Annotated in this window: 15 protein-coding genes; 6 read left to right on the top strand and 9 right to left on the bottom strand. The window is 71.4% G+C overall.

The features are described 5' to 3' along the window. The first annotated feature begins 8 nt into the window (after positions 1 to 8). A complete protein-coding gene (locus G4D85_RS04765) occupies positions 9 to 1,772 on the top strand; it encodes a M14 family metallopeptidase (RefSeq protein WP_164008281.1) in 1,764 nt (587 codons plus the stop codon). Between the two features lie 131 nt (positions 1,773 to 1,903). On the opposite strand, the gene cglD is transcribed toward G4D85_RS04765, so the two are convergent. Further along, entirely contained in the window at positions 1,904 to 5,290 is a 3,387-nt protein-coding gene (gene cglD / locus G4D85_RS04770) for an adventurous gliding motility lipoprotein CglD (protein WP_164009133.1), read from the bottom strand. A 218-nt stretch (positions 5,291 to 5,508) separates the two neighbouring features. Between cglD and G4D85_RS04775 the strand changes: the two genes are divergently transcribed. The 3 genes from G4D85_RS04775 to G4D85_RS04785 all read left to right on the top strand — a co-directional run bounded on the left by G4D85_RS04775 (position 5,509) and on the right by G4D85_RS04785 (position 8,659). Continuing rightward, the gene (locus G4D85_RS04775; RefSeq protein ID WP_164008283.1) at positions 5,509 to 6,420 is read left to right on the top strand and encodes a TIGR02266 family protein; all 912 of its coding nucleotides are present in this window, start codon (positions 5,509 to 5,511) and stop codon (positions 6,418 to 6,420) included. 2 nt (positions 6,421 to 6,422) lie between these two features. Continuing rightward, positions 6,423 to 7,352, top strand: a complete 930-nt coding sequence (locus G4D85_RS04780) for a serine/threonine-protein kinase (protein ID WP_164008285.1) — start codon at positions 6,423 to 6,425, stop codon at positions 7,350 to 7,352. A gap of 194 nt (positions 7,353 to 7,546) precedes the next feature. Next, positions 7,547 to 8,659: a RhuM family protein gene (locus G4D85_RS04785; RefSeq protein WP_164008287.1), complete on the top strand. Its 1,113-nt coding sequence runs from the start codon at positions 7,547 to 7,549 to the stop codon at positions 8,657 to 8,659. Between the two features lie 204 nt (positions 8,660 to 8,863). Here the strand turns inward: G4D85_RS04785 and G4D85_RS04790 are convergent, their stop codons facing one another. Together G4D85_RS04790 and G4D85_RS04795 are read right to left on the bottom strand one after the other, a co-directional pair. Then, positions 8,864 to 12,658 carry an AAA family ATPase gene (locus G4D85_RS04790; RefSeq protein ID WP_164008289.1) on the bottom strand — a complete coding sequence of 1,265 codons (3,795 nt, stop codon included), beginning with the start codon at positions 12,656 to 12,658 and terminating at the stop codon, positions 8,864 to 8,866. Next, positions 12,655 to 13,899, bottom strand: a complete 1,245-nt coding sequence (locus G4D85_RS04795) for an exonuclease SbcCD subunit D C-terminal domain-containing protein (protein ID WP_164008291.1) — start codon at positions 13,897 to 13,899, stop codon at positions 12,655 to 12,657. The genes G4D85_RS04790 and G4D85_RS04795 overlap by 4 nt, the downstream gene beginning before the upstream one ends. A 235-nt stretch (positions 13,900 to 14,134) precedes the next feature. Between G4D85_RS04795 and G4D85_RS04800 the strand changes: the two genes are divergently transcribed. Beyond that, the gene (locus tag G4D85_RS04800; protein WP_164008292.1) at positions 14,135 to 14,722 is read left to right on the top strand and encodes a hypothetical protein; all 588 of its coding nucleotides are present in this window, start codon (positions 14,135 to 14,137) and stop codon (positions 14,720 to 14,722) included. Positions 14,723 to 14,773: 51 nt separating this feature from the next. Here G4D85_RS04800 and G4D85_RS04805 read toward each other — a convergent pair whose 3' ends face one another. The 6 genes from G4D85_RS04805 to G4D85_RS04830 all read right to left on the bottom strand — a co-directional run bounded on the left by G4D85_RS04805 (position 14,774) and on the right by G4D85_RS04830 (position 23,349). Beyond that, positions 14,774 to 17,563, bottom strand: a complete 2,790-nt coding sequence (locus tag G4D85_RS04805) for a PQQ-dependent sugar dehydrogenase (protein ID WP_164008294.1) — start codon at positions 17,561 to 17,563, stop codon at positions 14,774 to 14,776. Positions 17,564 to 17,662: 99 nt separating this feature from the next. Then, positions 17,663 to 19,546 carry a hypothetical protein gene (locus G4D85_RS04810; protein ID WP_164008296.1) on the bottom strand — a complete coding sequence of 628 codons (1,884 nt, stop codon included), beginning with the start codon at positions 19,544 to 19,546 and terminating at the stop codon, positions 17,663 to 17,665. A gap of 51 nt (positions 19,547 to 19,597) precedes the next feature. Further along, on the bottom strand, positions 19,598 to 20,380 hold the full coding sequence (locus tag G4D85_RS04815; protein WP_164008298.1) for a PhzF family phenazine biosynthesis protein: 783 nt from the start codon (positions 20,378 to 20,380) through the stop codon (positions 19,598 to 19,600). 28 nt (positions 20,381 to 20,408) lie between these two features. Next, positions 20,409 to 21,134: a lysophospholipid acyltransferase family protein gene (locus G4D85_RS04820; protein ID WP_164008300.1), complete on the bottom strand. Its 726-nt coding sequence runs from the start codon at positions 21,132 to 21,134 to the stop codon at positions 20,409 to 20,411. Positions 21,135 to 21,231: 97 nt separating this feature from the next. Continuing rightward, positions 21,232 to 22,836, bottom strand: coding sequence for a PAN domain-containing protein (locus tag G4D85_RS04825; RefSeq protein ID WP_164008302.1), 1,605 nt, complete (start codon positions 22,834 to 22,836; stop codon positions 21,232 to 21,234). A 72-nt stretch (positions 22,837 to 22,908) separates the two neighbouring features. Then, complete coding sequence (locus G4D85_RS04830) at positions 22,909 to 23,349, bottom strand: hypothetical protein (RefSeq protein ID WP_164008304.1); 441 nt, start codon at positions 23,347 to 23,349, stop codon at positions 22,909 to 22,911. A 204-nt stretch (positions 23,350 to 23,553) separates the two neighbouring features. Here G4D85_RS04830 and G4D85_RS04835 point away from each other — a divergent pair, with 204 nt between their 5' ends. Continuing rightward, positions 23,554 to 24,453, top strand: coding sequence for an FkbM family methyltransferase (locus G4D85_RS04835; protein WP_164008306.1), 900 nt, complete (start codon positions 23,554 to 23,556; stop codon positions 24,451 to 24,453). The last annotated feature ends 478 nt before the right edge of the window (positions 24,454 to 24,931 follow it).

Raw genomic sequence — 24,931 nt, forward strand, 5'->3', positions numbered from 1 at the left:
GGAAGGGCATGCTCCTGCCCACCCTCCTCGCCCTGGCGCTCACCCAGGCGCCACCCCCTCTCACCACCGTCGCCGAACAGAGCGGCTGGAAGCGCACCGGCCGCTACGCGGAGGTGGAGTCCCTCTGCCGCGCCTTCCCCAAGGCCTTCCCGGGCAAGGTCCGCTGCGACACGCTCGGCACCACGCCGGAGGGCCGGCCGCTGCTCGCGCTCGTCGCCAGCGCGGATGGAACGCTCACTCCCGCCGCCGCCGTGAAGAAGGGCCGCCCCGTCGTCTTCTTCCAGGGTGGCATCCACGCGGGCGAGATTGACGGCAAGGATGCCGGCTTCTGGCTGCTGCGCGAGCTGCTCTCCGGCAGCGCCCTGCCCGGTGTGCTCAAGGGCGTCACCGCCGTCTTCGTGCCCGTCTTCAACGTGGACGGCCACGAGCGCTTCGGCCCCAACAACCGCCCCAACCAGGTGGGCCCGGAGGAGATGGGCTGGCGCGTCACCGGGCAGAACCTCAACCTCAACCGCGACTACGTGAAGGCGGACGCCCCGGAGATGGTGGCCCTGCTGAAGTACCTCCACGCGTGGGACCCGCTCGTCTACGCGGACCTGCACGTCACCGACGGCGCGCAGTTCGAGCCCGACGTGTCCGTGGGCGTGGAGCCGCAGAAGTCCGGCCCGGAGCCCCTGCGTGCGCTCGGAGTGAAGCTGCGCCAGGAGCTGTTCACCGAGCTGGAGTCCCAGGGCCACCTGCCGGTGGAGTTCTATCCGTCGTTCCGTGAGGACGACGACCCGACGTCCGGCTTCGCCTATGGCGTGGCGCAGCCCCGCTTCAGCCACGTCTACTGGTCCATCCACCGCCGCTTCGGCGTGCTGGTGGAGACGCACTCGTGGAAGCCCTACGCGCAGCGCGTGAAGGCCACGCGCAACGTGGTGGCCGGCCTGCTGCGGCTCGTGGCGAGAGACGGCGCGGCCCTGCGCGCGGCGGTGAAGGCGCAGGACACCGAGGCCGCGTCTGGCAAGGTGCGCGAGGTGGTGCTCGGCTGGGAGAACACCGATAAGAGTCGGCCCCTCGCCTTCCGCGGCTACGCCTACGAGCGCGCCCCGTCCGCGCTCTCCGGCCAGACGTGGATTCGGTATGACCCGTCCAAGCCGCAGGTGTGGAACGTGCCGTACTTCGACGAAATCCGTCCCGCGCTGACGGCGCAGCTGCCCTCGGGCGGCTACCTGGTACCGCCGGCCCACGCGGCGTGGGTGGCGGAGAAGCTCACCGCCCACGGACTGCGCTTCCAGCGCCTCACCCGTGCCGTGCCCTCCGCCGAGGCGGAGCAGTTCCGCGCCACCGACGTGAAGTGGGGCGCCCAGTCCGTCGAGGGCCACCAGCCGCTCGCCGTGAAGGGCGCCTGGGAGAAGGGCACGCACGCGCTGCCCGCGGGCACGCTTTACGTGCCGGTGGCCCAGCCGGGCGTGGAATTGGTCGCGCACATCCTGGAGCCCACGGCCCCGGACTCGCTGGTGGCGTGGGGCCTCTTCAACACCCACTTCGAGCAGAAGGAATACATCGAGGACTACGTGCTGGAGCCCTTCGCCCGCGAGCTGCTGGCGAAGGACGCCACGGTGAAGGCCGAGTGGGAGGCGAAGCTGAAGGACGCCGCCTTCGCCAAGGACCCACGCGCCCGCCTGCGCTTCTTCTACGAGCGCCACCCCGCGCGCGACGTGCGCCTGCGCGTCTATCCCATCCTGCGCACGCAGAGCGCCCCGGCCGGCCTCGCCTCCGCGAAGTAGCGAAGCAAGCACGCCCCGGGACCGAAGCGGCCCCGGGGCGTCAGGTACTTCTCACGAAGGAAGGCCCGGGGCCTTCCACCGCGCACCGGCCCGTCTCACGTGAGGAGCGAGGGCCGGAGCACGGCGCGGCGTCAGCCGATGGTGCCCTCGCACTGACACGTGCTCGGGTTGCACACCTCGCGCAGCCCGCAGCCACCGCAGTCCGCCTTGCACACGCAGGCGCAGGCATTGGCGTCCGGCTGGTACCGGGCGCCGCAGTTCAGCGCCGCCGTGTCGCAGGCGCAGCCGCACACGTTCGGGTCGAAGGCGTAGCCCTCCGCGCAGGTGGCCGTCTGGACGCACGTGCAGGCGCAGGCGGCCTGGTTGCACGACTCATACGTCCCGCACGTCCCGCCGCAGTCCGCCGTGCAGGTGAAGGCGCACACCGCCGGGTCCGTGTTGCACACCTGACCCGGCGCGCCACCCCCGCCGCAGTCGGCCGGGCACTCGCACCGGTCCGTCGTCCGGTTGCACGTGAGCTTGCCGCGGCACGAGTCCGCCTCGCTGGCGTCGTAGTACGGGTCCGCCCTGCACGGCGGCGGCACGCCGTTGGGGTTGGTGGTGCGGTCGCTCCAGTACCGGTAGGAGACCGCCGCCTCCGTGCTGCCCGACGTCTTCGGCCGGCAGGCGCCGTAGAAGGACACCGCCCGGCTGATGCCGTCCACGTCGAAGCCGTGAGTCCGACTGCGCGGCAAATCACCCGCGGTCGGACAGGTGACGGCATCCAACACCTCCGCCACCGCCACCCTCAGCGAGGCGCCGATGGGCGGCTTCAGCGTCTTGTAGCCCACCGAGGCGATGACGCTGTCGACAATGGCGTTGATGGTGGTGGTGATGGAGGCCGCCTCACGGATGCTCCCGTACACGCCGCCCGTGGCCTGGATGATGTCCAGGTGCCGCGGGTTGGCGTTCTCCTCGTAGTTGTTGGAGTTCTCCGGGTCCACCCAGCAGCGCGGTCCGTCCGGCGGGCAGATGATGCCGTGGACCTGGATGGGCTGGTCCACCGGGTTGTTGCTCTCCCCCACCACGGAGCCCGTATCCAGGAAGTACTGCGTGAAGGTGGCAATGGGGTTGGACGACTGGTCCCGCGTGTCCGTCAGGATGACGACCACCACCTTGGCCCCCGGGCGGATTCGGGTGTCCTCGGTGCCCCCCGCCGCCTTCAGGTCATTGATGGCCTTGCGCGCCGCGTCCAGCGAGCGCTCCGAGCCGTTGCCGTCGATGTCCACCCAGCACTGGTTCTTGCTCGTGCACGTGGTGGCCTGGCCGCCCGCGGGGATGGTGACGTTGGTGCACTGCCCGTTGCCGCCGCAGGTGCTGTCCTCCGTCAGCCACGCCCGGAACTGGTTGACGTTCCGCGTGAAGCCGCGCAGCAGGCCCGTGTTGGGCTCTCCCGACACGGTGTAGCTCGTCGTCACCATGGCCAGGCGCCAGTCGAGCGTCGCGTTGCCCAGCTTCTGCGCCACCGCCGTGGCCGCGTCCGCCAGCGACTGCTGCGAGGTGGCCATGGAGCCGCTGTCGTCCACCACGAAGAGGAAGTCCACCACCGCCTGCTGCGCGGTGAACTTCTCGCACTGCACCGCGTCCGCGTCACCGAACTGCGCCAGCGCCGTGCCACCCGCCGTGTCCGACAGGGTGAAGAGGCTGCCGCCCTCCGTGTACCGGGCCGTCGGCGTAATCGCCAGCACCACCACCACGCTCTGGTTGGAGCGGTGCACGTACTGCGCCTGCATCTTGAACGGACCGGTGATGCCGGCCGTCCCCGCCAGCGCTCCGGTGCTGCCCGGCACCAGCGAGCGCGCCAGGGTGTTGGTGAAGGCCTTCAGGTCCGTGGTGCCCGCCTGCGAGTAGCGCGCGGCCAGGGCCGGGAAGCCGTCCCACGTGGTGAAGGTCTGCGTGTAGTCGCGCGTGGCGCTGTTGAAGGACGCCGTGCGGATGCCGGCCTCGTCCGCGGTGGGGTCCGCGGCGGCGCCCACCTGGCCCCGCTTGTACGCAATCAGTGTCACCTGCTTCGTGTCGTCCCAGCCGATGAGGCCCACCGAGCTGCCATTCACGGTGAGGTTCACCAGGTTGGCATCCTTGAAGGTGCTGGGCAGGGCCAGCCGCAGGTCTCCGCCGGAGTCCTCCTTGAAGGTGACGGTGCGCAGGTTGGTCGTCCGGCACGCCTGACCGGCCGGCGTGGTGGGCGCGCCGTCATTGGGGTTGCGCGGGTCCAGCTCGCCCGGGTCCACCTGCCCGTTCTGGTTGGCGTCCTCCGCGCCGTCCTGGATGCCGTCGCCGTCCGTGTCGGCATTCACCGGCGAGGTGTTGGTCGTGGTGTGCGTGTCACCGGAGTAGCCGCAGTTGGTCCGGGGCGCCGCCGCCGTCGCCACGCTGCGCTCCAGGCCGTCCGAGAGGCCGTCGCCGTCCGTGTCCGGGTTGGTGGGGTTCGTCTCGTTCGCGTCCACGCGGCCGTTGTTGTTGGGGTCCTCGCCCAGGAAGCCGCCGCGGCCGGGGCCGTCCTGCAGGCCGTCGCAGTCGGTGTCCGTCAGGCGCGGGTCCGTCTCGTTCGCGTCCACGCGGCCGTTGCGGTTCTCGTCCTCCACGCCGTCGGGCGTGCCGTCACTGTCCGTGTCGGCGCTGTCCTTGTTGGTGCCGGTGGCCGTCTCCACCGCGTCGGGGATGCCGTCGAAGTCCGTGTCCAGCACGGAGGCGGCGCAGTCGGCCACCTTCGGGTCCGTCTCACCCGAGTCCTTCACGCCGTCGCGGTCCTTGTCCTCGTCGCCGTCGCGGCACGAGTCGCCGTCGGTGTCTGGATTGAGCGGGTTCGTCCCCAGCTGCTTCTCCAGGCCGTCCGGCAGCCCGTCGTCATCCGAGTCGCGCTTGCGCGGGTCCGTCTCGCCCGGGCTCAACGTGCCGCTGAGGTTGGTGTCCTCCTCGCCATCCTTCAGGCCGTCACCGTCCGAGTCGAGCGCGTTCGGGTCCGTCTCGCCCGGCTCCCGGGCGCCATTGCGGTTGGTGTCCTCCAGGCCGTCCGCGAGGCCGTCGCCGTCCGTGTCCGCCTTCACCGGCGAGGTGCGCGAGTCCGGGTCCGCGTCCGCGCGGAAGGTGCACGCCGTGTTGAGGGTGGTGGTGCGGCCCACCTCCACGCCGTCACGGAGGCCGTCGCCGTCGGTGTCGCGCAGGCCGGGGTCCGTCTTCTGCCCGTTGGGGTAGATGTTGGCGAACTCCTCCGCGTCCGTCAGGCCGTCGCAGTCCGAGTCCTTCTCCGGGTTCTCCTCATCGGCGACATCCGTGGGCACCCGGCCCGGGTCCGGGTCCGGGTCCGGCTCGATGCCAGCGTCCTCCTCGAGGGGTGGGGGCAGCCCGCTGTCCACCGGCTCCGTGCCGGCATCCACCGCGGGCTTCGGGTCGGGGTCGCCACTGTCCCCGCCGCAGCCGGTCAGCAGTGAAGCCGACAGCAGCAGGCTGGTGATGAATCGTGTGATGGGGGTTCGCATCATTCAGCTCCTGAGACTTCGACTCCAGATGGGGGGGATGAGTCGAAGCGGACATCCAGGATAAAGAGCCTGGGACGCGTTGCCGAGTCCCTATTCCCTCCGGTACGACTCAGAGTCGCAGTCCGGATGCTTGCCGTGCAGCCACATGGGCGGATTGTGGCAGGGCTGTGGGCAAACAGTGTTCGTGAGGGTTGGGGGGCTCGGCTATCGTCGCGCCCGTGCCTGTCTTCGGTCTCGCGGCATTGTGGAATGGCTCGGCCTCGCCAGAGCGCGTGGCGGCATGGGTGGAGGGACTCGGCACGGTGCTGTCCTCCGCCCAGTCGCTCCAGCTCGTGGTGGCGCTGCGTCCGGAGGAGGCGGGCCTCGAGCTGAAGGTGGAGGCCCCTGGCTACCCGCGCGCGGCCGTGGAGCGGCTGGCCGAGGAGGCGAAGCGCAGCGGCGGCACTTTCGTGGAGCTGTGGCGCATGCCCAAGGCCGAGCGCGATGCCTTTCGCGCCACCACCTTCGGCGGCGGCACCGCCTACCGCGGTGACGAGCGCGCCACCGTCGCGAGGGCCCTGCAGCAGCACGTGGAGACGCTGACCGCGAGCGACGCGCCCTCCGCACCGCCCGCCAACCCGATGGAGGCGTCCAGGTCCGGGGCGGGCTCCCCACCCTCGGGCTCCTTCGCGGCCGTCGGGCGTGTCGCCGCGAGCGTGCCCCCTCAAGAGGGAGCCGCATCCCCCGCCGGGCCCGCGCAGCAAGCCCCCGCTCCGCCGCCCGCCGCCAGGCCGCACACGCACCGGGTGCCCACGACGCCGCCGGGCAGTCCTCAGCGGCGCGGGCGGCGCTTCGCGGTGAAGCTGGAGCTGGAGTTCCGCACCGAGCTGGACTTCGTGCGCGAGCACGCGCTCAACATCTCCAACGGAGGCCTCTTCGTGCGCACCGCGCACCGGCCGCAGCCCGACAGCGTCGTCACCGTGGACGTGAAGCTGCCCAACGGCGACCGGCTGCAGGGCGACGCGGTGGTGGTGCACCTGGTGGACGACCCGTACACGGGAGGCGTGGGGCTCGCGTTCCTCAGCGACGACGTCACCTTTTCCCAGACGCTGGACCGCTACCTGGCGAGCCTGGTCGGCGGCGCGGGCTGACGATGGACGGCGTGTCGGAGACGTGGCCGCGAGACTGTGGCCGCTTCGAGCTGTTGTCCCGGCTGGGGCGCGGGGGCATGGCGGAGGTGTTCCTCGCGCGGATGCAGGAGGGTCCCCGGGCCGGCGAGCGCGTGGCCCTCAAGCGGGTGCGCCCCGAGCGCGCGCATGACGCCGAGGCCCACGAGCAGCTCCTCCACGAGGCGGAGCTGGCACGGTGCCTGAACCATCCGCACATCGTCGGCTTCGTGGAGTACGGCGAGCTGCGCGACGGCGGCTACCTCGCCATGGAGCTGGTCGAGGGCCCGGACCTGGGCCGCGTGCTGGCGCAATGCCGGCGGCGCCGGATTGAGCTGCCCGTGGACATCGCCGTGTTCATCGTCCGGCAGGTGCTGGAGGCGCTCGCGCACGCGCACCACGCCACCAGCACCACGGGGCGACCGCTGGGCGTGGTGCACTGTGACGTGTCGCCGCACAACGTGCTGCTGTCGCGCACGGGAGAGGTGAAGCTGGCGGACTTCGGCGTGGCCCGCTCGCGCGCGGGAATGGCGCTGGATGCGCGGCGCCTGGGCAAGCAGCAGTACCGCTCGCCGGAGCTGATTGCCGGTGACGTGTCCGTGGCGGTGGACCTCTGGGCGGCGGCGGTGCTGCTGTACGAGCTGCTCTCGCTGGAGTCGCCCTTCCCCTCCGGCCCGGGTGACGAGGTGGAGTCCTCCATCCGAGGAGGCCGGGTGACGCCCATCCGCATGCTGGTGCCGGAAGTCTCGGACGCGCTGGCCCTGGTGCTGGACCGCGCGCTGGCGCCCCACCCCGCGCAGCGCTTCAAGTCCGCGGAGCAGTTCGCCCGGGCGCTCCTACCGCTCAGTGACGACCGCGTGGCCACGCCGCTCGCGGTGGCCGCCGTGGTGCGCGGGTTGATGGGCGCGGAGTTCTGACTCGACTTTCGCCGATGGCTGAGAGAGGACCTGCGCCACATGTCCGGTCAATCGACACAACCTCGACCTTCCGCCCTTGATGGACGGACGGAAGACGGCCTGGGCCGAGTGCTGGAATCGCATCCTGGAGTCCTTGCGCCAGGTCGGACTCTGCTCTCTGCCCTGCTCGGCGACCTTCCGCGCGAGTGGCTCCCATGACAGACCTCGTCCGCCGCGAGTCCGAGTTTTTGCTCTACACGGCCCCTGACGGCACCGTGAAGGTCGGTGTGCTCTTTCGGGACGAGACCGCATGGCTCACCCAGAAGGCGCTGGCGGAGCTCTTCGGGGTGGGCGTGCCCGCCATCAACAAGCATCTGAAGAACATCTTCGAGTCCGGAGAACTCGAGCCGGCAGCAACTGTTTCCAAAATGGAAATGGTTCGAGTCGAGGGCGCTCGCGAGGTCACTCGCACGGTCGAGGTCTACAATCTCGACGCAATCATCGCTGTCGGCTACCGCGTGAACAGCTACCAGGCGACCCAGTTCCGCATCTGGGCCACCAAGACGTTACGCGAGTTCATGCTCAAGGGCTTCGTCCTCGACGATGACCGCTTGAAACAGGGCAAAGCGCTCTTCGGCAAGGACTACTTCGACGAACTGCTTGAGCGGATCCGGGAGATCCGCGCGAGCGAGCGACGATTCTACCAGAAGATTACCGACATCTACGCGCTCGCGGTCAACTACGACGCGCACGCGCCGCTGACGCGAGAGTTCTTCGCGACCGTGCAGAACAAGCTGCACTGGGCCATCACCGGGCAGACCGCCGCGGAGCTCATCTACACCTCGGCCGATGCGACCAGGCTCTTCATGGGCCTCACGACCTGGAAGGACGCCCCGCACGGCAAGATCCTCAAGTCCGACGTAACCGTCGCGAAGAACTACCTGAGCGAGGCGCACGTCAAGGAACTGAACCGCATCGTCTCCGCGTACCTCGACCTCGCGGAGAACCGCGCTGCGCGCGGCATCCTGATGAAGATGGCCGACTGGACGTCGTTCCTGAACAGCTTCCTTGAGCTGTCGAGCTACCCGATCCTCGCCGACAAGGGGAAGGTCAGCGCCCTCGAAGCGAAGCTCAAGGCCGAAGGCGAGTACGAGGTCTACCGCAGGCAGCAAGACGCGGAGTTCGTCTCGGACTTCGATCGCGTCGTCGAGGAGGCGAAGCGTCTCAAGGACAGCCCTGCGCCGAAGGCGATATCACCCGGGAGCTCGAAAGCGCGCAGCGTGACGAAGCCCGATAAGGTCCCGAGCAAGAGGAGGCGAAAGCCATGACTGCCTCCGGCCCGAGCCGCCTCATCGCCGCCCTCGCGAGCGACCAGAGCCACTCCGCAGCGTAGTCGATCCCGGCGCCGAGAGCCCGCGCAAGCGCGCGACACATGCGCTTCAGCGGATGCGCGAGCAGCGGATGCTCGCGCGCGTCGACAGTACAGGAGCTGTTCGGGCCGACGAGTACGCACTGACGCGGGCCCCAACGGCTCAAGCCACCCGCTGTCCCACTGCGGGAGGCACCATGCCCGGGTCTCCCTCCACCACCAGCCGGCTGCGGCCGCCGCCCTGCTTCACGACGCGCACCTGCACGCCGATGCGCTCGGCCAGCCCGCTGACGTGGGAGATGATGCCCACCTGCCGGCCCGTGGCCTGGAGCGCATCCAGCGTGGCCAGGGCCACCTCCAACGTCTCCGGGTCCAGGGTGCCGAAGCCCTCGTCGATGAACAGCGTCTCCACCTGCGTCGTCTCGGACGACAGGGACGCGAGCCCCAGCGCGAGCGCCAGCGACACCAGGAAGCTCTCTCCACCGGAGAGGCTGGCCACGCTGCGCACCTCGTCGCCCATGTCTCCGTCCACCACCTGAAGGTCCAGGTCGTGGCCGGGCACGCGCATCAGCCGGTAGCGCCGCGCCAACTCCCGCAGGTGCGCGTTGGCATGCAGCAGCAGCGCGTCCAGCGTGAGGCTCTGAGCGAACACCTTGAAGCGCTTCCCGTCATGCGAGCCGATGAGCTCGCCCAGCGCCTTCCACACCTCCGCCGCGCGCTGGCGCTCCTCCAGGGCTGCGGCCTCGGCACCGTGCCGCGCGCGGGCCACGTCGTCCGCCTCCAGGCGCGCACGCAATGTGGCCTCGGCGCGGCGGCGGGCCTCCACGTCGGCGCGCAGCCGCTCGCACTCGGGTCCCGCCTCGGACTCGGACAGCGAAGGCGGACCGGACTCCTCATGCCGCGTGCGCCGCTCACGCCGCTCCGTCAGCACCGCGCGGGCCAGGGTAAGCGCCTCACGCACCGCCGTCAGGGCGCGCGTCTCCGCCTCGCACCATGCGGCGTCGTATGCCAGCAGGGCCCGCACCGCCTCCAGCGTGGTGCCACGCGCGGAGAGCAGTGCATCCAGCGCGGCCCGTGCCGACTCCCGGGCCTCGACAGCCTCGGTCCGCACCCGCACGGCGTCCTCGGCGCGGGCCGTGGCCACGCGCTCCGCCTGTCTCGCGGTGTCCGCGGCCTCGCGGGCCCGCTCGAAGGACTCCATGGCCACATCCAGCCGGGCGCGCAATTCCGAGCGAACCGCCTCCGTCGAACGCCCGTGCAGCAGCCCCGTGCGGGCCCGAGCCACCTCGCTCCGCTCCTCCTCTTTGAGCGTGGCGAGCTTCGCGTCCTCCTCGGCGCGCTGGACGCTGACGTTGACCAGCACCTGCGCACTGGCACGGTGCTCCTTCTCGCCAGCTTCGCGCTTCTCGGCCTTCTGCCGCGCCTCGTCCTTCTTCTTCCACATGTCTACGCGCTTCGCGCAGTTGCTCCGGAAGAGGGCCGGGTCCGCCTCCAGCTTCGCCTCCCAGCCTTCGTCCAGGGCGAAGACGGGCGCCACGTCCGCGAGCACCTGCCGGCGGGTGGCCTCGGCGGCCTCCACGCGAGCCAGCACCTCGTTGAGCACGCCCTCCGCCCGGGTAAGTGCCTCCTCGGCACGCCGGAGCGCGTCCGCCGCCGCCTCGCGCCGCGAGCGCTGGGTGTCCAGCGCGGCCCGGGCCTCACGTGCCGCGCGCGCCAGTCCTTCAGCCGCGGCCTCTTCCGCCTTCAGCGCCGCCAGCCGAGCCTGCACCTCTACGCGCGCCGCCTCCAGCCACGCACCGGCCTCCGCCGACTCCCCGACCTCGGGAGGCAGTCCCGCGCCGGCCGCCTCGGACGCGGAGCCCCGCCACATCTCGCGAGCCCCACTCCAAGCCGCACGGTGCTCCGCGCACCGGACCGCGGCACTGTCCCGACGAGCCCCGGCCTGTCCCGCGCGAACACTCGCGGCTGCCCCCTTCGAGCTCGCCTCCATCTCAGCCCGAGACGCCTCGGCCCGCTCCGCCTCCAGCGTCTCCACGCGCGCGGTGGACTCCGCCACCAGCCCTTCGAGCGCCGACACCTCCCGGGCGTACGGATGCTCCGTGGCCCCACACAGCGGGCACGCCTCACCGTCCCGCAGCTGGGCCCGGTGCGACACATAGCCCTGCGTCGCCTGCGCCATCGACAGCGCCCGCCGGGCCTCCTTCAGCGCCGCCTCGCGCTCCGTGCGCCGCGCCTCCGTCTCGCGCGCCTCACTCGCGGCGGCCTCCGCCTCGGCCTTCGCCGTCGCGGCCTCCCCCTCGGCGGCGCGCACCTCCGCCACATCCAGGGACAGCCCGTCCCGCGCCGCCTTCAGCGCCCCCAGCACCTCCTGCCGAGCCAGCAATGCCTCGCGCAGCGCGCGCCGCCCTGCCCCCGACTCGCCACCCTCCGCGGCCTCGGCATGCGTGGCCGCCGCCTGCGCCATCTCCTCTGCTTCGGTGGCGGCCGCCTTCTCCTCGCGCCGCAGCGTCGCGTCACCGCGCAGCCGGTCCACGTCACCGCGCAGCCGTCCGGCCTCCTCGCGAGCCCTCCGCCCGTCCCCCTGCGCCGTCTCGTAGCGCTCCAGCTCGCGCTGCCAGCGGTTCCACTCCGCCGTCAGCGCCACCCAGTGCGCCTTCTCCGTCAGCCACTTGCGAGCGCCCTCGCCCTCCGCGCGCGCCGCCGCCTCCCGGACGAGCACTGACTCCAGCTCCGCCTTCGCCGTCCCCGCCGCCCCTTGAGAAGCCTCCGCGCGCTTCCGAGCCTCCTCCGTCTCCCGCGCCACCACGGCCAGCCGGGCATCCAGCGCCGCCGCCTCTTCCAGCGCCGGCCTCGCCGCACCTTCCGCGTCCTGCGCCGCCGCCCGTGCCCGCTCGGCGTCCTCCAGCACCACCCGCTTCGACGCCGACTCCGCCAGCGCCTTCTCCGCCTCCGAGGCCCGGGCCACCTGCGCGGCCTCCGCCTCCGCCCACCGGCGCTCCGCGACTTCCGCCGCCGCCACGGGCGCGCGGAAGGACTCCGCCGCGCGCACCTGCTCCAGCCGCGCCGCCCGGGGTGCCGCCGCCTCCAGCGCCTGCGCGGCCTCCGCCGCCTTCGTCTCCGCCGCCACCTCCGCGCCCAGCAGCCCCGCCCGCTCCGAGTGCCAGGCCGCCGCGCCCTCCGCCGCCTCCAGCCGAGCCTCCGCCGCCACCTTCGCCCCGGCCTCCTCACCAAGCCGCGCCTGCACCTCCGCGCGGTCCGCGTCGGCCATGAGGGCAATCGCCGCCAGCCCCTGCGCCCGCTTCGTCAGCTCGTCCTGCTCCGCCTTGTTCTTCTCGTGCGCGGCGACGGACAGCCGGCTGTACACCTCCGTGCCCGTCATCCGCTCCAGCAATTCCGCGCGCTCGTTGGCATCCGCCTTCAGGAAGGCCGCGAACTCGTTCTGCGCCAGCAGCGCCGAGCGGCGGAACTGGTCGAACGACAGCCCCAGCTTCTCTTGAATCGCCGCCAGTACTTCGCTCTTGGTGCGGCCGAACTGCTGCGAGCTGGCCACGTCCGTCAGCACCATCTCCTGCGGCCGGAAGCGCCCCTCCGCGCGGCTGCGCGCCCGCCACACGGACCAGCGTGCCCGGTAGCGCCGCCCGTCCTTGCCCAGGAAGTCCACCTCGGCGAAGCCCTCGCCCGCTCCGCGCCGCAGCATGCCGCGCACGTCGTAGGCGGACAGCCGCGCCTCCTCCTCTTCATCCGCCCGGCCCACCGGCGCCCCACCGCGTCCGCCCAGCCGGGGCGTGCGGTCGAACAGCGCGAGGCACATGGCGTCCAGCAGCGTGCTCTTGCCCGCGCCGGTGGCCCCGGTAATCGCGAACAGGCCCAGCCTGTCCAGCGGAGGCAGGTCCAGGTCCAGGGCGAAGTCGCCCGCGAAGCTGGTCAGGTTGGCGCCTCGGATGGCGAGGATCTTCATGACGCCTCCTCCTGCACCTCGGTCAGCAGCGTATGGAAGGCCTCCAGCAGCACCGGGGACGGTGGCTCCTGGAAGTCCCTCGCATAGCGCGCCCGGAAGACGTCCTCGGGTGTGCGCTCCTTCAGGGACAGGCCCGGCTGCACCTCGGCCAGCGCGCCCCCGCTACCCGAGTACGCCGGCGTCAGCTTCACCAGCCGCACCGCCTTGCCCTCCAGCACCTTCTCCACCTTCTGCCGCAGCGACGGCTCCGGCCGGGGCAGCGCCACGCAGACCTCCAGGTAGGGGCGCGTCCACTCCGGCGAGCCCTCCTCGTGCGCGGGCAGCGCCTCCAGCAGCGCCACCACCTCCTCCAGCGGCACCGCCTCCCGCGCGGGCACGCGCACCATGTCCGTGGTGCGAGGCACCGTCAGCGGGCGCACGACCTCCAGCACGTCACCCTTCAGCTCCACCAGCAGCACCTGGTGCCGGTAGCCCGCCTCCGACAAGGACAGCGGCAGCGGCGAGCCGCTGTAGCGCACGCCCTCGCGCCCACCCACGCGCTGCGCCTTGTGCAGGTGCCCCAGCGCCGCGTACGCCACGTCCTCGGGGAACAGGTCCACCGGCAGCGCGTGCTGGTTGCCGCCCAGAATCTTCCGCTCGCTCATCGCGGACAACTCCGAGCCCGTCATGTAGCAGTGGCCCATGGCCACCAGGGCCTGCCCCGGCTGGCGCCTGCGCCGCGCCGCGGACAGCACCTCGCCGTACACCGCGCGCACGCCCTCCACCAGCCGGTCTCCGGCCTCCACCGGCACGGGCGGCAGGTCCGCGGGCCTCAGGTACGGCACCGCCGCCACCCACGCGCCCACTCGCCCCTTCGCGTCGTGCAGCGGCACCAGCAACCGCTCCAGCTCCAGTTCACCCCGGGTCCGCGGCAGCCCGCCCACCACGCGCACGCCGAGCGCGGCGAACAGCGGGTCTGGCGCGTCCAGCCGGGCCGCCGAGTCGTGGTTGCCGCCAATGACGACCACGTCCAGCCGGGGCAGCTTCCGCCGGGCGCGCGCGACGAAGTGGTACCAGGCCGCCTGCGCGTCCGCGCTGGGGTTGGCGGTGTCGAAGATGTCGCCGGCCACCAGCAGCGCATCCACCGCCTGCGCCTCCAGGGTCTCCAGCAGCCAGTCCAGGAAGGCGGCGTGCTCCGCCTCCCGCGAGACGTCGTACAGCGTGTGTCCCAGGTGCCAGTCCGACGTGTGCAGCAGGCGCATCCGGCGTTCACCCTCCCTCACCCCGCGGCGCTCGGGCCGCGGGCAGCCTCCCCTGGGGAAGCCACGCGCTCCAAGCGGCGAGCGCTTGCTCCCTTACTCGCTCCCTCTGACATGTGCGCAAGTTCTTGGAACTACAAGGAGTTACAAACGGGACTCCCCGGCAGGTACGCCCCTGTCACCCCACGCGCGGGGGCGGCTGGCCACCGCCGCGCGGAGCAGGAGATGCTTCCTGGGCATGGCCCATGGCCCCTCGAGCTACCTCCTGCCCATCGTGGTGTCCCTGCTCTTCGTCGGGGGATTCCTCCTACTGGTGTTGAGCCAGACCCGCCAGCAGCGCGCGGTGTGGAGCGCCTTCGCGGCGCGGCGTGAGTGGGACTTCACCGCGTCCGGCCGCACCTCGAACGTCATGGAGATTCAGGGCCTGCACCAGGGACACCAGGTGTCCCTGCTCACGGAGCGGCGCGGCAGCGGGAGGAGCAGCTACGCCGTGACGGTGCTGCGGGTGGACCTGCGCGACGCGGTCCCCCGGCAGCTCTCCCTCTCCTCCGAGGACAGGCCGTTCCACGTCATCGAGGGCAAGGAGGGACAGGCACGTGACGCCGCGCTCCAGCAGGGGCTCCTCCAGGAGCCTCGCGTGCGGCGGCACCTGCTGGAGCTGGGCCAGACGTACCTGCGCTACTCCATCGAGGTGCGGCTGCTCGAAGCCGAACACCGGGGCATTCCCAAGACGGTCGAGGCGCTGGAGGCCGTCGTGGCTCCAGCCCTCGAGCTGGTGGATGCGCTGGATGCGGCGGCCCATGGCTCCGGAGAGCGACGGGCCTGAAGCGCGACGCGCGGCGCCGAAGGCCTGGGCCCCCGGCGCCCGCGCGCTGACTCACTCCTCGCGCGCCCGCCTCCGCCGGAGCGCCAGCGCGCCCAGCGCCAGCCATGCGAGCGGCGCCACCGGAGCCGCACCACAGCCGCAGCCCCCCTCAATATCGTCGGGCGGGAGCCCGCCCGTACCGGCGTCCGGCCCGCCCGTACCGGCGTCCGGCCCGCCCGTACCGGCGTCCGGCCCGCCCGTACCGGCGTCCGGCCCGCCCGTACCGGCGTCCGGCTGTGACAGCCCGCAGCTCCCGTCACCGACGCACACCTTCACCTCGGCCTCGCCCTGCCGGCCCGCGCTGTCCACCACGACGAAGCGCACCAGGTGTCCGCCCGGCGCCAGCCCCGTGGTGTCCCAGCGGTTGTGCTCGCCGCCGAAGTGGAAGTGGTTGTCCGAGCGCGTGTCCGTGAACTGCAGCTCGCCGTCCACGTAGAACTCGGCGCGCGTGCAGCCCACGTCGTCCACGCAGTCGCCAAAGAACTCCGCCGAGCTGCCGGACACGCGCTCGCCATCCTCGGGGCGCGTGAGGATGGCGCGCGGTGCCTCATCCACCTTCATGGTGACGGTGAAGGACTGCTCCGCGTCCGGCGACACGCCATTGCTCACCCGCACCGTCAGCTGCACCGAGCCCGCCGCCGGGGGCGTCCAGGAGACGAGGCCGGTGGCCGCGTCGATGGTCATCCCTTCTGGCACCGTGCCCACCAGCGAGTACGTCGGGTCCGGCCGCGCCACCGCCTGCACGTCGTAGCGGTAGGGGACGCCCACCACGGCGGTGGTGACGGGCGTGGAGGAGATGACAGGAGCCAGCGGCTCGTCATCCAGCTCGAGCGCCTGCACCGAGCGCGCGTCCAGGCCCGGCGCGGCCACGGTGATGGTGGCGACACCGCCCTGGTTGTCGGCGTCCGAGTCGGCCCGCAGCGTGACAGTCCTCGGCGTGTTCCAGTTGGAGGTAGTGAACGCAAGCGTCGCCCCGTCCTGCACGGTGATGTCGTTGTCGCCCTGCGTGCGCGCCACGTTGACGGTGACATTTCCGCCAGGCCGCTTGGACAGCGACACGTCGAAGGTCGCGGTGCCGTTCTCCGGGACGGCCACCTGCGTGGAGGACAGCACGAGCCGGGGAGCATTGTCGTCGATGGTGGTGACCACCACCGCCTCATCCGCCAGTCCCGCCGACGTCACCGTGAAGGTGGCGGTGTCCGCGACCGCGTCCGCGTCCTCCACCGCCTCGAGTGTCACCACCCGGGGCACGCTCCAGTCCGTGGTGGAGAACGTGAGCGTGGCGTCGCCGATGACACCCAGGTCCTCGGAGCCGCCCAGGGCCCGCGTCACCTGCACCGTGACGGGTGCGGTGGGCGCCTGGGCCAGCCGCACGGTGAAAGTCACACGCCCGCTCTCCACCACGCGCAGGTTGAGTCCGGACACCACCAGCTTCTGCCCGGGCGCCGTCGGGGTGATGCGGCGCACCGTGCTGTTGGTGTACCCCAGCGTGTACAGCGCGCCGTCCGGCCCCACGGCCATGTCCACGTGCGAGCTGAAGCCGGTGCCCCACTCGGCCACCGTCGCCACCGAGTTGTCCGCCGCCAGCGTGGCGCGCGTCACCTGCCCGGAGTTGAAGTCGCCGAAGAAGTAGTTGCCGCGGAACTCGGGCGGGAAGAGCGTGGCGTCGTAGAAGGTGCCGCCGGTGATGGAGCCGCCCAGGGCTTGCGTCGTCGCGGTGCCCCCGCCGCTGCTCGCATCGGGCAGCCCCGGCTGGGCCACGGTGAAGGTGGTGGCGTCGGGGCCGAGGTGAAGGCTGGTGACGTAGAACTCGCCATTGAAGCTCGCGTTCCCTACCCCTTCGAGGGTGAGCCGCTCACCCTTGCGGAAGCCATGCCGCTCGGTGGTGGTGAAGGTGGTGACGCCGCCGCTGCGCACCGCCCCGCCCGCGGTGAGGTTGCGAGTGTCGACGCTGTTGGTGCGGTACTTGATGACGGGCGAGATGTAGTTGTTGCCCGCGGGCTGGTTGTTCTCGTAGTCGTTGTAGCCAGCGTGGTCGCGAATGCCCACGGCGAAGACCTGCTCGTAGCCGGTGCCCACGCCGTTGATCCACAGCTTCCCGGTGGTCGGCTGGAACGTGAGGGTGAACGGGTTGCGGAAGCCGCGCGCCCAGATGTACTCGTTGTTGGGGCCCACGCCGTCGTTGAACGGGTTGTCGTTGGCGGGCGTGCCGTCCAGGTTGGCGCGGCCCACCTTGGACGCGAGCGACGTCAGGTCCGCGTCCACGCCGGTGCCATTGCCCAGGTCACCAATGGCCCAGTAGAGCTTCCCGTCGGGCCCGAAGCCGATACCTCCACCGTCATGGTTGTTGCCCGTGGTGGGCAGCCGGGTGACGACCTCGGTGCGCGCGGTGCCCGTCCCGTTGGCGTCGGTGTAGCGGACGATGCGCTGCTCGGAGGCGGAGACGGTGACGAAGAGGTAGACGTAGCGGTTGACCACGTAGTTCGGGTCGAACGCGATGCCGATGACGCCACACTCGCTGTTGGTGTGGACCGCCGGCTCCGTCGCGAACAGGCGCGTCACCAGCGTGTTGTTCCCCGGCTGCGTCTCCAGGGCGCCGTCCTTCATCGTCACCACCCGCACCGGGCCGTTCTTCAGGGTGATGAACAGGCGGCCCGAACCATCCGGCGCCCAGGCCATGCCCGTGGCGGGAGTCAGGGCGCTGGAGGTGTAGCTCGTCTCCGAGAAGCCTGCGGGAACCGTGGCCCACGCTGGCGAGCACAACAGCAGTAGTATCAAGGATGTCAGGAGGGGGGTACGCATGACCCGGGAGGCTAGCGCACGACGGGTGCCGCTTCAGTCCGTCATCTGCACGCGGGCCTGGGATGCTGCACCCACGTCGGCTTTTTCCAACGCGGTTGCCTACCAATCGCTCCGGAGGACCCGGTACACCACCGCGTCACTCACGCGGCACGCGAAGACCTTCTCGAACGCACCTTCGCGTGCGAGCAGCAGCGCCTCGGCGCGGCTGCCCCCGCGCACGCTCACCCAGCGGGGCCGGAGGGCGCGAAGCCTGCGCAGGTACTCGGGGCCATTGTCCTCGTAGTCGACGTACTCCACGCGGTTGCGCAAATCCCGCGTCCAGTACTCGCCCAGGAAGCTGGTGGCGCTGTCGTAGGCCACCACGTCGCCGGGGCGCAGCTCCGACTCCCGCAGCCGGGCCGCGTCGGCGGGCCACAGCCAGTTCATCTTCGCGCGCAGCCGGTCGTCGTCGCTCACCCGCGGAACGGCCGGAGTCCCCACGGTGGGCAGCACCTGGTAGCCCACGCTCGCCTTCGCGTACGAGGCCACCGCCAGGAACGCGGCCAGCGCCGACAGCGGCGCCTGCGCGTAGGGCGTGCGCAGCTGGCGGTGCAGCGCCGCGAACGCCACCAGCGCCGCGGCGGGGAGCCCCAGCGTGAAGCGGCCCCACCACGCCGCGGGCACCACCACCGACAGGCCGGCGAGCAGCGGCAACCACAGCAAGAAGCGGCGCTCCCGGCTGAAGGCGGCGCTCAGGCTCACCCAGAGGAGCGCGGGCAGCAGCAGATACGGAAAGAGCCAGCCGAAGGCGCGCTCACGGACATCCGGCCAGTAGAGCCCCTCGTGCGTGGTCCAGTTGTCCACCATCTTCAGGAAGGCGCCGGGCGCGCCGAAGAAGGCCGGAGGGCCGGCAATCTGCTCCGCGGCAATGGGCCCGGTCAGCTCCTCCCCGAGCACGCGCATGCGCGCGGGCCACAGCGGGTTGCCCGTGCGCGCCACGTTCTCCACGTAGGTGGGAGCACCCAGCCACACCAGCAACACGACGCCGAGCGCCGCCCACCCCAGCCCCCGCCAGCGCGCGCCGGGCTCACTCCAGAGCGCGAGCAGCAGGCGCACCAGCACCACCGGCGAGAGCAGCAGCAGGTGCAGCAGCCCCGTCACCTTCGTACCCGCGTACAGCCCCAGCGCCAGCAGCGTGAGGACGCGGGCCCGAGGACTCCAGCCACGCTCGGTGAGGAAGTAGAACGCGGTGATGAACAGGGAACCGCCCGCCACGTCGGCGTGCGTGGTGTGGAGCTGCAGGGCCACCGCCGGCAGGGCCACCCACATGGCCCCCAGCGACGCCGCCAGTGCCAGGCTGGCACCGGCCCTGCGGCACAGCGCGGCCACCGCGAAGGCGCCGAGCAGCGCGAAGGGAAGCTGCGCGATGTCGTCGAGCCGGGTGTCCCGGGGGAGGAGCACGTTCCAGACGGACAGCAGCTCGGTGGCCTCGGGGTAGCCGTTGATGTACCAGATGGACGTGTCCACCCAGGTGACGGCGCCCGTCTGCACCGCGTAGTTCGTCTTCGGCGTGTGGTACCAGACGACGTCCCACGCCCAGCTCGGGAAGCTCCAGGCGATGATGCCGGACACGAGCAGCGCCCACGTCGCGGGCAGCAGCGCCCACGCGGCCAGCTCCCGCCGCTGGTGGATGTCCCGCAACAGCCGCCAGGGCGCGCCCACGTCCGCCAGCAAGACAGCACGCAGCGTCCCCACCCCGGCGCGGCGGACCGCGAAGGCGAGCAGCGCCCCATGGAGCACCAGTCCGGCCAGGAAGAGCTGGGGCCGGGTGAGCTGCCCGAGCAGCCCCAACCCCTGGACACAGGTGAGGATGCTCGCCGCGCCGAAGAGGAGCGTGGCCATCCAGCGCTCCAGGGTGGAGCCCCCGCGGAGGCACGCGGCGGAGAGCGCCCACGCCGCGGCGGCAGCCAGCAGCGTCCCGAATGCCCAGAGCCCCCATCCCATGCGTGTCGTGTCCTCTCCTGCCCTGCTTCATACCGGGTCTCCTCGCGGGACTCACCAGGTGATGAAGCCCTCCAGGTAGAGCGCCGCCTGCCCGGAGATGCGCACGCGCGAGCCCCGCTCCTCGCAGCGCAGCTCCCCGCCGCGCGCGGACACCTGCCGGGCGGTGAGCGACGTCTTCCCCAGCCGCTTCGCCCAGTACGGCACCAGCGAGCAGTGCGCCGAGCCCGTCACGGGGTCCTCCGGCACGCCCGCGCGCGGTGCGAAGAAGCGCGACACGAAGTCCACATCCTTCCCCGGCGCCGTCGGCACCACCGCGAAGGTGTTCAGCGCCGCCAGCCGCGCCATGTCCGGCCGCAGCGCGAGCACCTCCTCCTCCGAGTCGAACACGGCCATCAGGTCGCGCGAGGAGAACGTCTCGCGAGGCGCCGCCCCCAGCGCCTCCACCAGCCCGATGGGCGCAAGGCACGGCGTGGGCGGGCGCGAAGGGAAGTCCAGCGTCAGCCACCCGTCCGCCTCCTGCGTCACCACCAGCGGCCCGGAGCGCGAGGCGAACTCCACCCGCTCCAGCCCCACCTCCCAGCGCTGGAAGAGCACCCACGCGGCGGCGAGCGTGGCATGGCCGCACAGGTCCACCTCCTGCGTCGGGGTGAACCAGCGCAGCCGGAAGCCGTCGGCCTCGCGGACGAAGAAGGCCGTCTCGGAGAGGTTGTTCTCCAGGGCGATGGCCTGCAGGTCCGCGTCCGGCAGCCACGCCTCCAGCGGGCACACCGCCGCGGGGTTGCCGCCGAAGACGCGGGAGGTGAAGGCATCCACCTGGAAGAGGGGCAGGCGCATGGGGCGTCCTTTCGTTGCCTTCACCGGCTCAGCCGGTGGCGGCCAGGGTCTGCTCGTACAGCGAGCGCACGCGCGAGGCCAGCTCCGCCGCGTCCGGTCCGAAAGTCTCCGGCGGCAGCGGAGGCAGCACCCTCACGCGGATGGAGGCGCGCGGGCTCATCCACGGGCCATCGCCCTCCAGCAGCTCCGGCGTGCCCTCCACCACCACGGGCACCACCGGCACGTGCTCCTCCAGCGCGAGCTGGAAGGCGCCCCGCTTGAAGGGCAGCAGCTGGCCTCCGGTGGAGTAGGTGCCCTCCGGGAAGATGAGCACCGGCATGCCCCGGCGCAGCCACTTGCGGCATGGCTCCAGCAACTGGTGCATGGCGGTGGAGGAGCCCCGGACGATGGGCACGTACGCCAGCAGCGTCATCATCCACCCCACCAGCGGCAGGGAGAACAGCGACGCCTTGGCCACGAACTTGTACGGGTGGAACAGGCCCATGACGGCGAGGATGTCCACGGCGGACTGGTGGTTGACCACCAGCACACAGGCTCCGCGCGGCAGGTGCTCCCGGCCTTCGATTCGCGTGCGCCAGCCGGGGGACGCGTGCAGCCACAGCCAGTGACACCAGCGGCACACCAGCCCGTGCAGCAGCCGGCGGTCTCGGTCGAACGGGAGGGTGACGAGGAGCAGCAACGCCCCCAGCGTGAAGAGCACGGGGGCGGTGAGCAGGAAGACGAGCCAGAACCAGAGCGTGACGGCGTACTTCATGGCGAGAGCGGGCGGGAAGACATACCACCTTCCCACCCCCGGCGCGCGGACAGAAGCCGCACGCCGGGAGTCCTTCCAGGGGAGCTCGGCCGGAGGGCTACTGGAGATAGCCCGAGTGGCAGGTGCTCAGCGGGTAGGGGGCCGGCACCGCGTTCTTCAGCCAGCACCGGGGCAGCGCGCCCTGCTGGCCGGGCGCCACGTACGTGTAGGCCACGCAGGCGGAGTTGTTCGCGCAGGCGTCCTCGCAGAGCAGCGGGTCCGTGGCGGGCAGGTCGAAGTTGGCGAGGTCGGAACCGGGTCGGTCGATGCCCGGCTCGCTGACGAAGCCCCGCTGCGGCTCGATGGTGAGGTTGTCCACCAGGTACGAGCCCGTCCCGGCCGAGACGCCGAACTGCACGTTGTTGTCGTCCGTCGTCACCTTGAAGTTCGGCGTGCAGGTGCGCTGCCACGTGGACGTCGGGGTGAAGGTATGCCGCACGCGCTCGGCGCCGGTGCTCAGCACGCGCATCACCCCGCCCATGCCCGCCGACTCCTGCCGGTAGTCGAAGCAGAGCCGGTAGCGCTTGCCCCCGAGCAGGACGAGCTGCCGGTTGCGGATGGGCCAGCCGGCGGGCGACGCCGGGTCATACTGCACGCGCACGGCCCAGTCGGTGCGGGTGGTGGAACTCACGCCTCGCGGCACCACGCGCCCACGGGCGCCGTTGACGTCATTCTTCCAGTGGAAGCGCGTGTCCGCCGAGTCCAGGTCCATCACCGTGCCAGCGCGCACCACGTTGACGGCCCCCAGGCGCGCGTCGAACGGCACGTCCGAGTCGAAGAACAGCTGGATGCCCGTGGCCGTCGAGGGCACGGTGACCTCCACCGCGTGCATCTTCCAGCCGCTGCCCACCGGGCTCACGGGCCACCGGCCCTGGGACGTCACCGTGCCCGTCGCCGCGTCCGTCCACCGGAGGCCGAACCAGAGCGGGTCCGACCAGCTCGACGACGTCAGGTCCATCATCATCGACAGGCGCCAGGTGCCCGGCGTCAGGTTCAGCCGCTGGTGCGAGAGCACCGTCGCATGGCCCGGCAGCCCCTTGACGATGCGCACCGTGCGCGCGCCGGTATCGAAGGTGACCGCGGCCGAGCCCTTCGTCCACAGGGCGTTGCGCCGCTCGCTCTCGAACTCGAGCGTGTACCACCCGCGCGCGTTCTCCCCGCGCAGCTTCTCCAGGTCCTCCTGCAGGTCGATGAGCTTGTTCCCATCCTTGTCGAGCCGGCCGCCGTAGTTCGCGGGAGTCAGCCCCAGCGCGGAGATGTGGGTGGCATGGATGCGAGGCTGGAGGGTGTCGCGGGGGTCCACGGTGCCGTCGAGGAGGTACTGCGCCATGGAGAGCGCATGGCGGCCCCGGCCGTCCCCCGTGCTGATGGTGGACAGCGGCCCCACCACGAGGCGGTGCGTCGTCGCGCTGAGCTGCCCGGAGCCGCTCGCGCCGTAGTTGCCCCACAGGTCCGTGCTGATGGCGATGGGCCGCTCGTGGCTGGTCGAGAAATCCGGCTGGCCCGTGGTCGGGTTCGTCCCGACGGAGGCGGGGTCCGTGGTGAACGTCCCATAGCCCGTCGTCGACGTCACCACGCCCCGCGAGTAGAAGCGGACGTCGTACTGGGACGGGGTGGGCGTGTCGAGCGGGTTGCCCCAGATGCTGTAGACCGCATCTCCCACGGCGGGCGGCTGGCTCTCGATGTCGATATAGCCGTACTTGTCACCCGGGCTCTGCCCCTGCGCGTTCGGCGGTCAGTAGTAGAGGTTCAGGTCCGAGCTGTGCCAGGTGCTCAGCATGGCCTGGCAGGTAAAGTCCTCGAAGCGCTTGGCCGCGTTGTCATCCGCCGCGTAGGTGAGGAAGCTCAGCGTGAGGGTGTTGCCCCAGCCACAGTGGCCGGCGGTGAGCATCAGGTTCGGTCCAATCATCGTGGACGAGCAGACGATGCTGCCGCCCCCGGGGTGGTACCAGACGGGGCTGGCGTAGCTCGACTTCGCGATGTCCGGGTCGCCGTACCAGCGCCACACGGCCTCCGCGACGCCTCCGGGCTGCTCCGCGACGATGTGCCGCTCGGCCGTCCCCACCGGCCCCGTAACGGACTCCGGCGTCAGGCCACCCTCACACCCGAGGCCCAGCACGCCCAACCACAACAACCCCGCACGGCAGCCGCCTGCCAGTCCAAGCTGTCTCTTCATTGCTTCCTCTTTGACCGGCCCCTGCCTGGAACGCTCGCACGGCGAGCGAGCGCCCGTCCACCTTCCACCTCAATTCCTACCTGTCTGTCATTGGGCGCTCCCATCGAACGAGCCACGGCGTCACCATGGCAGGCGGGCGGAGGGCCGCTGTCCGCTCGTCCTTGCTCTGGGAGCACGGGGTGCCCTACAACCGCGCGCGACTCCATGCTCCCGCTCAAGCCCGCGCTCCAGGCCGCCCGTGTCGCCCACAGCCTCTTCCCGTTCAGCCAGCTGCGGACGGCCCGGCTGCTGCTGGGCCTCAACGGACAGCAGCCGCTGGAGGTCGAGCGCCGGATGTTCGGCTACGAGCTGGGGCTGAAGGCCCACCGCAGCACCACGCACATGCTGTTGTACCTGCAGGGCGAGAAGTTCCTGTCGGACCTGACGCTCATCGCCCCGCATGTGCGGCCGGGCATGGTGGCCTTCGACGTGGGCGCCAACATCGGCTACCTGTCGCTGTACCTGCGCAGCCGCATCGGCCCGGACGGCCAGCTCCACAGCTTCGAGCCCGAGCCGGAGAACTTCGCGGAGCTGGACGCCAACCTGCGCCGCAACAACCTGGACAACTGCCACGCCGTGCAGGCCGCGGTGGGCTCGCAGGAGGGCACGCTGACGTTCGCCACGGGCCTCAACGGCTACGTTCCCGAGGACGGCGCGCCCGGCATCTCCGTCCCCGTCGTCACGCTGGACGGCTTCATCGCGAAGCACGGCGTGCCGCGCGTGGACTTCGTGAAGATTGACGTCGAGGGCTTCGAGCTGGACGTCCTCACGGGGATGAAGGCCGTGCTGTCCCGGCGCGACAAGCCCATCCTCTACGTCGAGGTGCACGGCCGCGGGGAGTACCCCCGGGGCGACCCGCGCCGCGTCTGCGAGCTGCTGGAGGAGCACTACCGGAACATCCGCGCCTACGTGTCGCCGGACGACTTCAAGGCACGCCAGGGCCACGTGCGCCGCATGCTCGGCCGCCTCTCTCCCTTCGACAGCATCGAGCGCCAGTGCCGCGTGGACCTGTCCGAGGTGAAGCAGCACGACACCCTGCGCTACCAGCTCCTCTGCCTGCCCTGAGCCGCGGGCAGGCTGCCCGCGCCTTGGCTTCCGGCCCGCCGCCCGGGTGAAGCTGCGCACTTCCGTGGGCCTGGAGAGGGACGATGCGCGCTGACGCCCGGATGCTTCTGGTTGCCGCCGTGCTGACGGCGGGCTGCGCGTCCCTCACCCCATCGCCCGGTGAGCGAGGAAACCTGAGCCACACGCCGCGCGTGGGCGCTGGTGCCGCGCAGCTGGACTCGCCGCGCTCCCGGGCAGGCCCCGAGGTGCCGGGACGACGGCACCGTCCGCGAGAGAATGCGCCGGGGGCGGGCCCCAACACCGTGACGGGAGCCGCCAGGCGCGTTCAGCAAGACGTCAGGCTGACCCGTCAAGCGGTCCTCGATGCCGTAGAGGAAGTGGAGAGCTCCACGGAGGAGCTCGCCCGTTCACTCCGTGGGCTCGAGGCTCGCACGAGGGGTATCGGCGGGCCAACGGCGTCTTCACCCGCTACATCGAC

Source organism: Pyxidicoccus trucidator, from assembly GCF_010894435.1.
Classification (GTDB): Bacteria; Myxococcota; Myxococcia; order Myxococcales; family Myxococcaceae; genus Myxococcus; species Myxococcus trucidator.